At 72.9% G+C, this 14,186-nt stretch carries 15 protein-coding genes and 2 pseudogenes; 5 read left to right on the plus strand and 12 right to left on the minus strand.

Annotated elements, in window-relative coordinates; all coding sequences use genetic code 11:
- Nucleotides 1-98 precede the first annotated feature (98 nt).
- Nucleotides 99-1,070, minus strand: coding sequence for an acetylxylan esterase (locus C1N81_RS11625; RefSeq protein ID WP_394428708.1), 972 nt, complete (start codon nucleotides 1,068-1,070; stop codon nucleotides 99-101).
- Nucleotides 1,071-1,171: 101 nt separating this feature from the next.
- Between C1N81_RS11625 and gndA the strand changes: the two genes are divergently transcribed.
- Complete coding sequence (gene gndA, locus C1N81_RS11630) at nucleotides 1,172-2,611, plus strand: NADP-dependent phosphogluconate dehydrogenase (protein WP_394428709.1); 1,440 nt, start codon at nucleotides 1,172-1,174, stop codon at nucleotides 2,609-2,611.
- A 518-nt stretch (nucleotides 2,612-3,129) separates the two neighbouring features.
- On the opposite strand, the gene C1N81_RS11635 is transcribed toward gndA, so the two are convergent.
- The 10 genes and pseudogenes from C1N81_RS11635 to C1N81_RS11680 form a co-directional block, all read right to left on the minus strand.
- A complete protein-coding gene (locus tag C1N81_RS11635) occupies nucleotides 3,130-3,573 on the minus strand; it encodes a nitroreductase family deazaflavin-dependent oxidoreductase (RefSeq protein ID WP_394428710.1) in 444 nt (147 codons plus the stop codon).
- Between the two features lie 52 nt (nucleotides 3,574-3,625).
- A complete protein-coding gene (locus C1N81_RS11640; RefSeq protein ID WP_394428711.1) occupies nucleotides 3,626-4,288 on the minus strand; it encodes an aspartate/glutamate racemase family protein in 663 nt (220 codons plus the stop codon).
- A gap of 39 nt (nucleotides 4,289-4,327) precedes the next feature.
- A pseudogene (locus tag C1N81_RS11645) lies at nucleotides 4,328-4,714 on the minus strand (GNAT family N-acetyltransferase); the annotation flags it as partial.
- Nucleotides 4,707-5,126 (minus strand): aspartate 1-decarboxylase, encoded by a 420-nt coding sequence (gene panD, locus C1N81_RS11650; RefSeq protein ID WP_394428712.1) that lies wholly within the window; start codon nucleotides 5,124-5,126, stop codon nucleotides 4,707-4,709. The pseudogene C1N81_RS11645 and the gene panD, both read right to left, overlap by 8 nt.
- A 133-nt stretch (nucleotides 5,127-5,259) precedes the next feature.
- Nucleotides 5,260-5,928 carry a mycothiol-dependent nitroreductase Rv2466c family protein gene (locus C1N81_RS11655; RefSeq protein ID WP_394428713.1) on the minus strand — a complete coding sequence of 223 codons (669 nt, stop codon included), beginning with the start codon at nucleotides 5,926-5,928 and terminating at the stop codon, nucleotides 5,260-5,262.
- Between the two features lie 40 nt (nucleotides 5,929-5,968).
- Complete coding sequence (locus tag C1N81_RS11660; protein ID WP_394428714.1) at nucleotides 5,969-6,139, minus strand: hypothetical protein; 171 nt, start codon at nucleotides 6,137-6,139, stop codon at nucleotides 5,969-5,971.
- A gap of 4 nt (nucleotides 6,140-6,143) precedes the next feature.
- The gene (locus C1N81_RS11665) at nucleotides 6,144-6,947 is read right to left on the minus strand and encodes an oxidoreductase (protein WP_394428715.1); all 804 of its coding nucleotides are present in this window, start codon (nucleotides 6,945-6,947) and stop codon (nucleotides 6,144-6,146) included.
- Between the two features lie 136 nt (nucleotides 6,948-7,083).
- Complete coding sequence (locus tag C1N81_RS11670) at nucleotides 7,084-7,467, minus strand: hypothetical protein (RefSeq protein ID WP_394428716.1); 384 nt, start codon at nucleotides 7,465-7,467, stop codon at nucleotides 7,084-7,086.
- A gap of 34 nt (nucleotides 7,468-7,501) precedes the next feature.
- Nucleotides 7,502-7,894, minus strand: coding sequence for an LmrA/YxaF family transcription factor (locus tag C1N81_RS11675; protein ID WP_394428717.1), 393 nt, complete (start codon nucleotides 7,892-7,894; stop codon nucleotides 7,502-7,504).
- Nucleotides 7,895-8,085: 191 nt separating this feature from the next.
- Nucleotides 8,086-8,397, minus strand: a complete 312-nt coding sequence (locus C1N81_RS11680; RefSeq protein WP_394428718.1) for a hypothetical protein — start codon at nucleotides 8,395-8,397, stop codon at nucleotides 8,086-8,088.
- 406 nt (nucleotides 8,398-8,803) lie between these two features.
- Between C1N81_RS11680 and C1N81_RS11685 the strand changes: the two genes are divergently transcribed.
- Nucleotides 8,804-9,340, plus strand: a complete 537-nt coding sequence (locus tag C1N81_RS11685; protein ID WP_394428719.1) for an RNA polymerase sigma factor — start codon at nucleotides 8,804-8,806, stop codon at nucleotides 9,338-9,340.
- On the opposite strand, the gene C1N81_RS11690 is transcribed toward C1N81_RS11685, so the two are convergent.
- Nucleotides 9,293-9,832, minus strand: coding sequence for an SRPBCC family protein (locus C1N81_RS11690; protein WP_394428720.1), 540 nt, complete (start codon nucleotides 9,830-9,832; stop codon nucleotides 9,293-9,295). The genes C1N81_RS11685 and C1N81_RS11690 overlap by 48 nt on opposite strands.
- 244 nt (nucleotides 9,833-10,076) lie before the next feature.
- Between C1N81_RS11690 and C1N81_RS11695 the strand changes: the two genes are divergently transcribed.
- From C1N81_RS11695 to pcaB, 3 genes and pseudogenes are all read left to right on the plus strand, one after another.
- Nucleotides 10,077-10,259, plus strand: a complete 183-nt coding sequence (locus C1N81_RS11695; RefSeq protein WP_394428721.1) for a hypothetical protein — start codon at nucleotides 10,077-10,079, stop codon at nucleotides 10,257-10,259.
- Nucleotides 10,259-12,274: pseudogene (locus C1N81_RS11700) on the plus strand (FAD/NAD(P)-binding protein); the annotation flags it as partial. The gene C1N81_RS11695 and the pseudogene C1N81_RS11700, both read left to right, overlap by 1 nt.
- Nucleotides 12,275-12,672: 398 nt before the next feature.
- The gene (pcaB, locus tag C1N81_RS11705; protein ID WP_394428722.1) at nucleotides 12,673-14,142 is read left to right on the plus strand and encodes a nitrosuccinate lyase; all 1,470 of its coding nucleotides are present in this window, start codon (nucleotides 12,673-12,675) and stop codon (nucleotides 14,140-14,142) included.
- Nucleotides 14,143-14,186: the final 44 nt, after the last annotated feature.

A 14,186-nucleotide genomic window follows, 5' to 3' on the forward strand; every position in this document is an offset into this window, starting at 1 on the left:
CCCCCTCTGTCACCTGCCGCACAGGCATACGTTGAAGCGGCAAATTAGCCGCCCCCGCGCCGCGGTGACAAGAGTGCCGGAACCCTCCTTGGCCGCTTTCAGCCCCTCAAGTGGCCAGGAAGCCACTGCAGTTGCACGGCTTGCTGGAAGGGTCCGCCGCCCTCGTGGTCGTTGAACGCGTAGACCTCCATGGAGCGCTCCGTGCCTGCCCAGTGGTTGTGCGCCGCGAACACGGTCGACGGCGGGCAGGTCAGATCCTCCAGGGCCACGGAGAACAGTCCGGGCGCGGTGGCGCGCGCCGCGAAATTCATGCCGTCGAAGTACGAGAGCGTCCGGAACACGCGCTCGTCCGCGCCGATGTGTGCCTTCAGATAGAGGGCGATCTCGCGGTACGGGTGCCGCTCCGTGAGCGTGGCCGCGCGCCCGAAGTGGCACAGGAACGGCACGTCGGGCGCGGCCGCCTTCAGGTCCGGCACGAGCCCGGCGACCGCGATGGTGATGCCGCCGCCCTGGCTGCCGCCCGTCACGGCGGTCCGGGAGGCGTCGACCAGCGGGTGCGAGCGGGCGGCCTCGACGGCGCGCACGGCGTCGGTGTAGACCCGCCGGTAGTAGTACGTGTCCGGGTCCTGGATGCCGCGTGTCATGAACCCGGAGGCGGCCGGATCGCTGCCGACCGGGTCCGGGGTGTCGCCGACGCTGTGGCCGCTGCCCTGGCCGCGGGTGTCCATCACGAAGTGCGCGAACCCGGCGGCGGCCCACGTGAGGTGGGTGTGCGGCAGGCCCCGGCCGCCGCCGTAGCCGATGTACTCGACGACGACCGGGAGCGGCTCGGTGGCGTTCGCGGGCAGGATCAGCCAGCCCTTCACGGGATGCCCGGCGAAGCCCGCGTACGTAACGTCGAAGATGTCGACCGCCGTGAGCGGGGTGTCGACCGGCGCGAACCGCGCGTCGAGGTCGTGGTCCCTGGCCTCTGCCAGGGTCTTCTCCCAGAAGGCGGCGAAGTCGTCGGGGGCCGTCAACGGTGGCTTGTAGGCGCGCAGTTCGTCGAGCGGCAGGTCGAAATGAGGCACGCGCGGCTCCTGCATCGTAGAGAGTGCGGAAGGCAAGGCTACGCCGTAGCGTTCGACAACTGAACAAGATCTTTCAATTTCCGACTCCAGGAGCGACAGGCATGAGCACTACAGCCCAGATCGGTGTCACCGGGCTCGCTGTCATGGGGCGCAACCTCGCCCGCAACTTCGCGCGGAACGGGTACACGGTCGCGCTGCACAACCGCACGGCGTCCCGTACGCACCAGCTGGTGGAGGAGTTCGGCGAGGAGGGCATCTTCGTGCCGACCGAGTCGGCGGAGGACTTCGTCGCCGCGCTCGAACGCCCGCGGCGCCTGGTCGTCATGGTGAAGGCGGGCGAGCCGACGGACGCGGTGATCAAGGAGTTCGCGCCGCTGCTCGAACCCGGCGACATGATCGTCGACGGTGGCAACGCGCACTTCGCCGACACCCGGCGCCGCGAGAAGGAGCTGCGCGAACAGGGCATCCACTTCGTCGGCACCGGCGTCTCCGGCGGCGAGGAGGGCGCTCTGCACGGGCCGAGCATCATGCCCGGCGGCAGCGTCGAGTCGTACAAGTCGCTCGGCCCGATGCTGGAGAAGATCTCCGCCAAGGCGAAGGACGGCGCCCCGTGCGTGACGCACGTCGGCCCGGACGGCGCGGGCCACTTCGTGAAGATGGTGCACAACGGCATCGAGTACGCCGACATGCAGCTCATCGGCGAGGCGTACCAGCTGCTGCGCGACGTCGCCGGGTACTCCCCCGCGCAGATCGCCGACATCTTCCGCACCTGGAACACCGGGCGTCTCGACTCCTACCTCATCGAGATCACGGCGGAGGTCCTGTCCCACGTCGACGCCGCGACGGGCAAGCCGTTCGTGGACGTCGTCCAGGACCAGGCCGAACAGAAGGGCACGGGCCGCTGGACGGTCCAGATCGCGCTCGACCTCGGGGTCCCCGTCTCCGGCATCGCGGAGGCGGTGTTCGCCCGCTCCCTGTCCGGCCACGCGGACCTGCGCGCCGCGTCGCGCGACCTTGCCGGTCCGTCGGCCCGGGCGCTGAGCGAGTCGGAGGCGGGCGCCTTCGCCGACAAGGTCGAGCAGGCCCTGTACGCCTCGAAGATCGTCTCGTACACGCAGGGCTTCCACGAGATCGCCGCGGGCAGCGAACAGTACGACTGGAACATCGACTCGGGCGACGTGGCCCGCATCTGGCGCGGCGGCTGCATCATCCGCGCGGCCTTCCTCGACCGCATCACCGCCGCCTACGAGGCCGAGCCCGGCCTCGTCTCGCTGCTCTCCGACAAGGGCTTCGCCGACGAGATCGCGGCGGCCCAGGACGACTGGCGCGCCGTCCTGGTCGCCGCGACCACCGAGGGCGTACCCACCCCCGGCTTCGCCGCCGCGCTCGCGTACTACGACGCGCTGCGCGCCGAACGCCTCCCGGCCGCCCTCACCCAGGGCCAGCGGGACTACTTCGGCGCCCACACGTACCGCAGGACGGACCGGGAGGGCTCGTTCCACACGCTGTGGGGCGGCGACCGGTCGGAGGTCGACGCCTGATCCTCAGCGGTTCGCCGGGGTCAGACGGGTGACGGCTCCGGCTCCGGCGGCGTCGGGTCGGGGTCGGGACCCGGGCCCGGCGACGGCGGGGCGGGCGGGGGCTGCGGCGTCGGGAACGGGCCGGGCGACGGCGGGGCCGGATCCGGCACGTCCGGCCCGGGACCGGGCACCGGTGTCGGATTCGGCGGCACCGGATCGGGGCCGGGCACCGGGCTCGGCGGAACGGGGTCGGGGAACGGCTGGGTCATCGCACTGCCTCCATCGGTTCGGAGGGGATCGTTGTCCACTGTCTCCCGCCCCGCGTGCCCACGCCTGCCGGGCTCACGCGTGCGGCTGGACGGGGTGGGCCGGTTGGCGGCCCACGCGGGGTGCCGCCGGCCGCCGTCGCGGGTGCTGCCGACCCGCCGTGCGCCCGTGAAGAACGCGGTCGCCCGCCGCGCGCGGGATGTCCTCCGCCCCGTACGAAGGTCATCGGTCGCTCGTGCGCGCGGCGGTGGCCGTTCGCGCGGGGGGCCGGGTCAGACAGCCGTGCGGGTGAGGCGGACGACCGGGATGTCCCGGTCGGTCTTCTTCTGGTACTCCGCGTAGTTCGGGAACAGCTCGACCAGGGAGTTCCAGACCCGCGCCTTCTCCTCGGCGGAGAGCGTCTCCGCTCGGGCGGTGAAGCGCTCCGTCTCCACCCGCAGCCGGACGTCCGGCTCGTCCTGGAGGTTCAGGTACCACTGCGGATGCTTGTCGGAGCCGCCGTACGAGGCGACGATCAGGTAGTCGTCGCCGTCCCGCCCGTAGATGAGGACGGTCCGCCGCCACTGCCCGGACTTGCGCCCCTTGTAGTCGAGCAGCAGGCACGGGACGCCCTGGATGGTGGTGCCCTTCGTGCCGCCTGACTCCTCGTACGTACGGGCCTGGTCCGCGACCCACCCCGTGGGGCTGATGGCGACCTCGTGGTCCTGGTCGGTCATACCGGCTCCTCTCGCTCGACGCATGCGGTACTGCGCGCCAACTGTGCTCAAGCTAAGCCCTTTTGGCGGCCACGCATTCCAGGGCGGCGGCGTCGAGTCCGAGTCCGGGGCTGGAGAGGACGGGGATGGCGGTGACGCGGGCACGGTCGGCGGCGTCGGCCATGGAGGCCTGCGCGAGCACGACGGCGTCCGTGCCCGTATCCGCGACGGAGTCGATCGTGGCCGCGACCCGCTCCAGGTAACCGTCCCGGTCCCCGGCGAGGAACCGCTCCCAGGCCCCCTCCACGTACAGCGTGCGCACGTCGACGGCGCGCCCGGCACGCGCGGCCTCCTCCTCGACGAGGGCGACGGTCGGCCCGAACGTGCTGCGCACCGTGGCGACGACGGTGATCCGGGCCCCCGTCGCGACCGCCCGCGCGGCCATCGGCCGGTCCACGCGGAGCACCGGAACGCCGCCGAGCACGGGCGCAAGACCCTCGGCGACGGCGCCGATGCTGGAACAGGTGCACAGCACGGCGTGCGCGCCGTCCCGAGCCGCCCCCTCCAGGAGCGCGAGCACGTCGCCGGCGACGGACTCGGGCCCGCTCTCCCCCGCCCGCACCAGCAGGTCCTCGCGTACGACGTGGCGCAAGGCGAGGCCGGGGTGAGCGGCGTCGCGCAGGGCGTCGAAGACGGGGATGTGCGCGGGTGAGGTGTGGAGCAGGGCGAGGATCATGCCCGGCACCCTAGCGACGGCGGCGGAGCGGTCCGGGGTTCACCACTTCTCGGGGTCGGCGGCAAGGGCCTCCCTGGCCGCCTCCACCAGGTCCTCCGGCGCGGCCGGGGCCTCCCCCGGGTGCCGCTCGGCCCACCGCGCGACGAACGAGCACAGCGGCACGACGGCCAGACTCTCGCGGGCCGCCATCGCGTACAGCTCGCGGGCGAGGGACCCGGCGATGCCCTTGCCCTCGTGGGCGGGCTCGACCACGGTGTGCACGGCGACGAGGGCGCCGCGTGAGCCGTGGTCGAGGACGAAGTACTGGATACGGCCGACGGTCTCCCCGTCCAGCCGGGCCGACAGAAGGCCCCGTTCGCGGTCGTCGCGGATGTCGATGTCGCTCACGGGGCGCTCCTCGCTGGGCTGACTGCGCTGATCAGGCGGGTACGGAGTGCGGGCTCCGCTCGGTGTCCCCGCCGGGGGCCGGTTCCGACGGGTCGGCGCCGAGCGCCACGATCTTGTTGTCCCGGTCGACGTGCACGACCTTGGGCCGCAGCGACCGCGCCTCGGCGTCGTCGACCTGAGCGTAACTGATGATGATCACGAGGTCGCCGGGGTGCACGAGGTGGGCGGCGGCCCCGTTGATCCCGATGACACCGGAGCCGCGCTCCCCCTCGATCACGTACGTCTCCAGCCGCGCCCCGTTGTCGATGTCGACGATGTGGACGAGCTCCCCGGGCAGCAGGTCGGCGGCGTCCAGCAGATCGGCGTCGATGGTGACCGAGCCGACGTAGTGCAGGTCGGCCTGGGTGACGGTGGCGCGGTGAATTTTGGACTTGAACATGGTGCGCAGCATGTCGGACTCCCGAAAGACGGCTCCCTGCCTGCGTTTTTGCAGGTCAAGGGCGGTCCCGACAGCTTACAACGCGGCGCGTCGCCGGGGACTGTTCGCTGGCTCACTCCGGGACTCCGGCCGCCCCTTCGCGCGGCTATTTCTTGAGCCTGCGGCTCCCTGCGTGCCAGTCCTCCGTCTTGCCCGTCGCCTGCGCGGTGACACCGAACGACGCGAGCTGCGGACGCTCGCGCAGGCTGCGCTTGAGTTCGGCGAAGCCGGGGAAGCGGGCGAGGCCGATGACGTGGTCCCAGAGGACGCCCGCCTGCTCCTCGTCGGGCAGCCGGCTGATCACGGGGCCGAAGAACGCGACGCCCCCGGGCGGCTCGAAGTGCACGATCGGCGTGCCGACGTCCTTGCCCGTCAGGGACAGCGCCTCGTCGGACTCGGCCTGGATCCCCGCATCACGGCTCGCGTCGTCGAGGGCGCCGACGAGCGAGGCCGGCAGACCGGCTTCGGCGAGGGCATCGGCGGCGAGGGCCGGGTCGGCCTGCCACCCCGGAGCCCGGCCCTCGTCGGGTCCGGCCTCCATGATGCGCGCGCCGAGCGCCGCGTAGAGCGGGCCGACCGCTGCGCGCCCATGCGCCTCCCGGGCCGCCGAAGCCATGCGGAGGAGCCGCAGGCCGGCGGCGTGCTGGGCCTCGTACTCCGGGGGGAAGTGGGTGTCGTAGTCGAGGTGCGCGTTGATGAGGCGCAGGGAGATGAACCGCCAGTCGACGGTGTAGTCGCGCTGCGTCTGGACGATGCGGACCCACTTGCTCGTCATCCACGCGAAGGGACAGACGGGATCGAAGTAGAAGTTGATGTCAGTAGACAAAGGTCTGCCACCCCTTCACGTAGTTGATGAACCGCTCACTCAGTCCTCCCGCTCGCAGATACTGCGCCGTCACGGGGAGTTTCGCGCTCTCGTACAGCGGATCGGCCCTCACTCGCCGCGGGAAATCACGCTGGAGGATGCCGGCCCGGCCGATCAGCACGAAGTCACAGCCCTCCTCCAGCGCGGAACTCTCCCTCCTGGACGATCTGCGCGGAGTCCCGCAGGGCCAGGTCGAGGTAGTCGATCAGCTCCCGGGCGAGGACGTCGGCGACGATCTCGCGCAGTTCCGCCAGGCGCAGGCCGTAGCGTTCGACGGACAGACGCCAGCCGATCTGGAAGTCGGGGCCGCACGCCGCGCGGATCCCCTCGATCACCTCGAGGGTGAGGCGGGCGCGGTTCTCGGTGCTCCCGCCGTATCTGTCCGTGCGGTCGTTGAGCATCGGTGACAGGAACTCCGACAGGATCCAGCCGAACGCGCCGTGCACGGAGACACCGTCGAACCCGGCGCGCTCGGCCCTCACGGCGGCCGCGACGAAGCTGTCGCGGACTCCTTCGACCTGTTCCGTCGAGAGCGCTTTGATACCCGGGACCGTGGCACCGGAAGCCGGTGCGGGGACGCCTCCCAGTTCGGGGCGGGCGCGGTGGCCGGCGTGATGCAGCTGCACCGCCGAAAGGCCCCCTCCCTCGCGTACCGAAGCGGCTATCTCGGTCAGGCCGGGGAGGTGTTCCTCACCGTGGATGCCCAGTTGGCGGTCGAACGCTATGCCGGTGGCCTCGACGGTGGCGGCGCAGGTCTGGAGCAAGGCCCAGTCGCCCTGCGCGAGTTGCCTGAACCACTCCTGGTCGAAGGTGGACGCGGTACCGTCCCGCTCGCTCTGCTGATTGGTGAGCGGCGCCAGCATGAAGCGGTTTCGCATGGCCGGGCCGTGCGCGAGGGTGAGCGGTTCGAACAGATCAGAGACTGACATCGAAACTCCTGGAGGGCGCGGCCGGAGGCTGACGAGGCCCGCTCCGGCGGCCGCCCGCGACTTTCACGGGGGCGGCCGCCGGAAACCGGCCGGGCGTGCGGTCGGCCGGAACGCGGTGGCGTCGGAAGGCCGGAACTTAGAAGGTGAGGACCCGGTAGCCGGACTCCACCAGCTCGCGGATGCTCGCGACCCCCGGGGTGCCCGGCGCCTGGTTCTGGCCGATCTGCTTGATCCCCTCGTCCTCGATGCCCTTGTTCGCGCCGAAGACGGTGGTGCAGCCGGACGAGGCCACCGTGGCGACCTGCTCCTTCACGGCCGTGTACAGCTCGTGGGCGGGGTGGCCCGGGTCGGCGAGGACGGCGGGCCAGCGGGTGCCGGTCCCCTGGAAGAGGACCAGGGCCTCGCTGTCCCCCTGGGCGAACTCCCAGGCGGTGGCGAGGGCGTCGAAGACGCGCCCCAGCGCCTCGTCGCTGCCGGTCGACGGGTCGGACAGAACCACGACTGCGGTCTTGCTGCTCATCTCGGATGCTCCTCGAGGGGGAGCCCCGGGTTTCCTAGTCCTGCTCGGCCGCCAGCAGGCCCGGCATCAGGGCGACGGCTTCCGCGAACGGTTCGGTGTCACCCAGCACGCGGGCCAGCGCCAACGCCCCCTCAATCCGCGGGAAGACGTCCTTGGCGGCGCGCAGCGCGTCCTCGGGGCGCCGGCCCGCGCGGCGCGCGGTCTCGGCCATCGCCTCGATCCACTCCTGGGCGAGCGAGCGGGCGTGTTCGCGGACCTTTTTGGGGGCGCCTGCCAGCGTCATCGTGTCGAGGACGCACGACAATGTCCCCGCACCGTAGAAATCGCTGAGCCGGCGAGCGGTCTCGGCCGTGCCCCGCGCGATGTCGGTGTCCGTCCTCATCGGCTCCAGGATCCACAGGAAGCGCTCGCCCACCTTGGTGAGCACCGCTTCCGCGATCCCTTCTTTGCCCGCGGGGTACCGGTGGTAGAGGCTTGCCCGTTGCAGCCCCGAGACCGCCGAGAGGTCGCCGAGAGGTCGCCGATCAGGGCTCCCTCGAAGCCTTTCTCCCGGAACACGGGCATGAGCAGGTCGAGCAGGTGAGCCTCGTCGACGGAGTCGGACGACGCGGCGGTGGGCTACGTCGCGGTGGCGGCGCGCAGGCCGCCCAGGACCGCGAAGCGGGTGCCGGTGCCCTCCGGGGCGGCGGCCATGCCGCCCAGGACGTGACCGCACCGCAGCAGGCACCAGCCGGGGCGCAGCACGATGTCGAAGCCTTCGCGGTGGTCGAGCGGGCCGGGCAGGAGGCGGCTGGCCTCCGCCCACGCGTCGGCGAACGGCAGGTCCACGTGGGCGTCGGCGTACAGCGTCGTGTTGAGCGCCCGCGCCAGGACGCGCAGGCGGCGCACGGGGTCGAGTGCGGTGACGGGCCAGTCGGTCATCGTGCTCACGCCCTTCGGCATCGGACGGTGTGGTCCAAGAACCTGTCTGCAAGCCCCCGTGGCCCGAGGCAGTGCCTCAGGTGGATTGATAGAGGGGGCGCTGGCGGCCGATACTCCTCGGCCGCCGGGAAAGGGCGGGAATTGCCTCGGGAATCTTCACCCTGCTGATAGGGTTCGTTGCGGCGTGTATCGAGAGGTATTCGCCGTCAACGGGGGCATCGACGGGGGTCGATATCGTGGAGCGAAGGTCTCCTCACGATGGCGGGACCCGCGAATTCGACACAAACGCAGATCTTGCACAAGCGGACAACGCAGATCATGTGGAACATGCGGCATCGGATTTCGCGGACACGGATTTTTCTTCAGTTGCGCGCAGCCCATTCGTGCATCCCCACATGAGGGCCACGGAGGCGCTGTGACGGAAGCGGAGAGGGTGTACGCGACGGACCGGGACCCGGAGGTCCTGGCCGGTCTGGTGGAGGGCGCGCAGCGCGGCGACCTCCTGGCGATGGACGAGCTGCTCGGCGTGCTCGAACCGTACGTGGGCCGCATCTGCGGCCCCGTCGCGCTGCAGGACGGGCCGGACGCGGCGCAGGAGGCGCTCATCGCCGTCTTCTGCAGCATCCGGCAGCTCAAGTCCCCCGCCGCGCTGTTCGGCTGGGTGCGGGTGATCGCGGCGCGGGAGGCGGTGAAGTTCGCCAAGCGCCGCCAGGGGCGGCCGACCGTGCCGGTGGAGTTCGAGGACCGGGCGCTCCCCGGGGACACGCTCCTCGCCTCCGACATCGCCGACGCCCTGGGGCGGCTCGCGCCGGAGCACCGCGTGGTGCTGACGCTGCGGCACGTGGAGGGGCTCAGCGAGCTGGAGGTCGCCGAGGTGCTGGGGATACCGGTCGGGACCGTGCGGTCACGGCTGTTCCGGGCACGGCAGTCCTTCCGGACCGCCTGGGACTGACCGGGCCGCGAGGCGTCGCGCGAGCCGGTCGAGGAGCCGGCTCGCGCACCGTTCGGCCGCGGGGCCGCCCAACTCTCCGGCCGGTTCCGCGCCCGGGACACGGGGGCTGGTGAAGACGGCGACCGTGCAGCCGGTCCCGTCCGGCACGGCGGCCACTCCGCTCACCAGCGCCTTGCTCTGCAGCAGGCACCACCCCGGGCGCAGCACCACCTCGAAGCGCTCGCGGCGGCCGAGGGCGCCGGCCGCCTCCCCCGTGAGACGCCCGCCGTCGCCGCCCCCGGGCGCGGAGGTGAGCGTGAAGGAGCGCACCTCCGGCAGCAGGTGCGGGAGTTCGCGCTCCAGGTCTGAGACGACCGACCACAGGGTGTCGAAGGGGACGTCGAAGTGACGCTCGGCGTAGGCGGGACGGGCGGCGGCCGACGCCAGTACCCGCAGTCTTCGCAGCGGGTCGAGATCGGCTGTCGGCCAGCCGTCACGCGCGGCACCCGTCATGATTCCGTCCCCCTCTGTGTCGTGTGCACGAGATTCGCACCCTCATGGTGAGCGGTCAAGCCCAGGCAAAAAACTTCCGGTAATTCCGAACGCTGCCGCCCCATGCTTCACGCGCATTCACTTCATGCCGCACTCCGCGCCGATCAGAATTCCGAAATTTTCCCCGGCCGCGGTGGAGTGTGCACGCGCCGCGGCGGCTCTTATTCCCTGTCGGCCTTTGATTACCGGAAAGGAGTGCGTCGTCGTGAGCTGGGAGACGAAACCCGACGCGGACGCCGCCGCCGCGCTCGGTGAGGCGATCCGCGCCCGGTTGGCACAGCACCTCGGGCTCCGCGCCGTCGAGACGGTCGCCGCGGTCACCGATGCCGAGGACGGCACGGGAGGGCAGGCCGTCGCCGCGGCCGGTGCGCCGCCAGTGCCGAACTGATGGGCACCGGCGCGTTCCACTCCGCCGCCGACGGGGCCGGGGCGCCGGTCCCCGCCGAGGACGCCGCGGATCCGGACACGGGCGGGCGACGGCTCCGGGTCTGCGTCGTCGGGGCCGGGCCGCGCGGCCTCAGCGTCCTCGAGCGGCTGTGCGCCGACGCCCGTACACATGCCGCCGGGGTCGCCGTGACCGTGCACGTCGTCGATCCGGACCGGCCGGGGCCCGGCCGCGTCTGGCGCACCGGACAGTCCCGCCACCTGCTGATGAACACGGTCGCCTCGCAGGTCACCCTGTTCACGGACCAGAGCGTGGAAATGGCCGGGGAGATCGCGCCCGGCCCGAGTCTGTACGAGTGGGCCCGGCACCTGGCGTCCCCGGCGTACGCGGGCCCCGTCGACGAGGACGTACGGGCGCAGGCGCGGGCGCTGACCCCGGACTCGTATCCGACCCGCGCCTTCTACGGCCACTACCTGGAGTGGGTGTTCCGGCGTGTGGTGCGGGGCGCGCCGCCCGGCGTGCGGGTCGTCGTCCACCGGCGGCGCGCCGTCCGGCTCCAGGACGGTCCCGGCGGGCTGCAGAGCGTCACCCTCGCCGACGGCACCCGGATCGGTGACCTCGACGCGGTCGTCCTCGCCCAGGGGCATCTGCCGTTGCGCGCCGACCCGGCGCAGAGCCGGTTCGCGGGGTTCGCCGCGCGGCACGGCCTCGTCTACCTGCCGCCCGCCAACCCGGCCGACCTCGATCTGCGGGCGATACTCCCCCGCTCCCCCGTCCTGCTGCGGGGGCTCGGCCTCAACTTCTTCGACCACGTGGCGCTGTTCACCGTCGGCCGCGGCGGTGTCTTCGAGCGGGACGCCGCCACCGGCCGCCTCGGCTACCGGCCCTCCGGCCAGGAGCCCGTCCTGTACGCGGGGTCCCGGCGCGGCGTCCCGTACCACGCGCGCGGCCACAACCAGAAGGGCGCGCACGGCCGGCACCGCCCCCTCCTGCTGACCCCCGCGAAACTGGCCGAGCTGCGGCGCGCCGCGGACCGGCGCGGCCTCGACTTCACGCGCGACCTGTGGCCGCTGATCGCCAAGGAGGTCGAGACGGTCTATTACGTGGCCCTGCTCACCCGCGGCGGGAGCGCGCGGGCCGCCCGCCGGTTCACCGCACGCACCCTGAGCACGCCCTGGCGTTCGCCCCAGGAGGCCGCGCTGCTCGCCGAGTTCGGGATCGCCGAGAGCGAGCGGTGGGACTGGCAGCGCGTCCAACGCCCTTACGGGGAGGAGGGCTTCCCCACCCCGGTCGCCCACCGGGCCTGGCTGCTGCGCACGCTCCGCCGCGACCTCGCCGAGGCGGCGGCCGGGAACGTGGACAGCCCGCTGAAGGCGGCCCTCGACGTACTGCGCGACCTGCGCAACGAGATCCGGCTCGTCGTCGACCACGGCGGTCTCGCGGGCCGCTCGCACCGCGACGACCTGCGGCGCTGGTACACCCCGCTCAACGCGTTCCTGTCCATCGGGCCGCCGCCGCAACGCGTCGAGGAGATGATCGCGCTCGTCGAGGCCGGGGTGCTGCATCTGATCGGCCCGGGTATGACCGTGCGCGCCGACGAGCGGGAGGGGGTCTTCGTCGCCGAGTCCGCCGACGTGCCGGGGCACCGGGTCGCGGCGACCGGCCTCGTGGAGGCCCGGCTCCCCGAGCCCGACCTGCGGCGCACCGCGGACCCCCTGCTCCGCCATCTCCTGGCGACCGGCCAGTGCAGGCCGTACGTGATCCGCGACGCCGAACACGGGGACTACGAGACCGGCGGCCTCGCGGTGACCGGCCGCCCCTACCGCGTGATCACCGCCGCCGGCACGCCCCACCCGCGCCGCTTCGCCTACGGCGTCCCCACCGAGTCGGTGCACTGGGTGACGGCCGCCGGCATCCGCCCGGGCGTGAACTCGGTAACCCTGGGCGACTCCGACGCGATAGCGCTGGCCGCTCTGGCTCTGGGGTCCACCTCTGCGGGGCCGGATACGGCGGCGCCGGGCACGTCGGCGCGGGGCGCGGCGGGGTCACCCACGTCGGCGCCGGGCACCGCGGCAACGGGCATGGCAGCGCCGGGTGCTACGGGGTCGCCCCCGTCGGCACCGGCCACGTCGGCACCGGCCACGTCGGCACCGGGCACCACGGCGCCGGGCACCGCGGCGCCGGTCTCGTCTACGTCGGCCACCTCGACGCCCGGTACTGCGGCAGCAACCACCTCAGCGCCCACCAGCTCGGCGCCCGACACGGCCGCACCGACCACACCCACGCCGGGCACGTCGTCGGCGTCGGCGTCGGCCACCCCGGTGCCCGGCACGGCGGCGTCCACCATCTCGGCCCTGGCCACCTCGCCCCCGCCCAGCCCGGCGTCAGCCGCCCCCGCCCCCGAGAGGAACACCTCATGAGCGAGTTCGTTCCGCCTGCCCGCGCCCTCCCACCGGTGGAGCTGACGGACGCCGGGCTCTTCTCCCCCGTGCGGGCCGGTACCCCGGCCGAGGGTGCGACCTCCGACGTCGCGTTCCTTCAGGCCATGCTCGACGCGGAGGCGGGGCTGGCGCGGGCGCAGGCGCGGCTCGGCACCGTGCCCGCGCCTGCGGCCGCGCTGATCACCGACACCGCGCGGGCCGAACGCTTCGACCTGCGGGAGGTGGCGCTGCGGGCCCGCGCGGCGGCCAACCCGGTCGTCGCCCTGGTGGGCATGGTCGCCGAGGCCGTAGGGCGCGCCGACCCGGAGGCCGCGCATTACGTGCATCAGGGTTCGACCAGCCAGGACGTGCTCGACACCGCCCTGATGCTGGTCGGCGCGCGGACCGCCGATCTCGTCCTGGGCGATCTGGACCGGGTGGCGGCCGCCCTGGCCCGCCTTGCGGAGGTCCACCGCGCGACCCCGATGGCCGCCAGGACGCTGGGGCAGCACGCGGTGCCGACCACGTTCGGGCTGAAGGCGGCGGGCTGGCTGCACGCCGTCCTGGACGCCCGGGAGCGGCTCGGCCGGGTCCGCGCGGGAGGTCTGCCGGTGCAACTCGGCGGCGCGGCGGGCACGTTGGCCGGGTATGTCACGTACGCCCGTCTGTACGGGCCGGACGAGGCGGCGGTCGGCGACTACGCCCGGAGTCTGTCCGCCGCCTTCGCCGATGAGCTGGGCCTCGATGACTCCGGCGTCCCCTGGCACACCGTCCGTACGCCGCTCGCCGACCTCGCCGCCGCGCTCTCCCTCACGGCCGCCGGGCTCGGTACCTTCGCGGCCGACGTCCAGCTCCTGTCCCGTACCGAGTGCGCGGAGGTCTCCGAGCCGGGTGCGGCGGGGCGGGGCGCCTCGTCCGCCATGCCGCACAAGCGGAACCCTGCGCTGGCCGCCCTGATCCGCTCCGCCAGCTTCCAGGTGCCGGGGCTCGTGGCGGGGCTCGCCCAGGCGGCGGTCGTCGACGACGAGCGGCCCGCGGGCGCCTGGCACGCCGAGTGGGAGCCGTTGCGGGCGTGTCTGCGCCTTGTCGGCGGCGCCGCGCACACGGCCGCGGAACTCGCCGAGGGGCTTGTGGTCCACCCCGGGCGGATGTACGCCAACCTCGACCTCACCCACGGCCTGGTGGTGTCCGAGCGGCTCGCCGCACTGCTGTCGCCCGCGCTGGGCCGCAGCGCCGCGAAGGGTCTGGTCTCCCGGGCGTCCGCGCGGGCGGCCGGGGAGGGCCGGCACCTCGCGGACGTCCTCGCCGAGGCCCCCGAACTCGCCGGCCGCCACGACGCACGGCAGTTGCGGGCCTGGTGCGATCCGGCCGACTACACGGGCGCGGCAGGCGAGTTGGTCGATCTGGTCCTCGCCCGCCACCGCGCGGCCGGACGGATCCGGCCCCCGACACGAGAAGGGGCGTGATCGCGAGGAGTATGCCGGCGCCCTTTCCGCTCTCTATCCGTGAA

It is taken from the genome of Streptomyces sp. SGAir0957 (assembly GCF_043523415.1).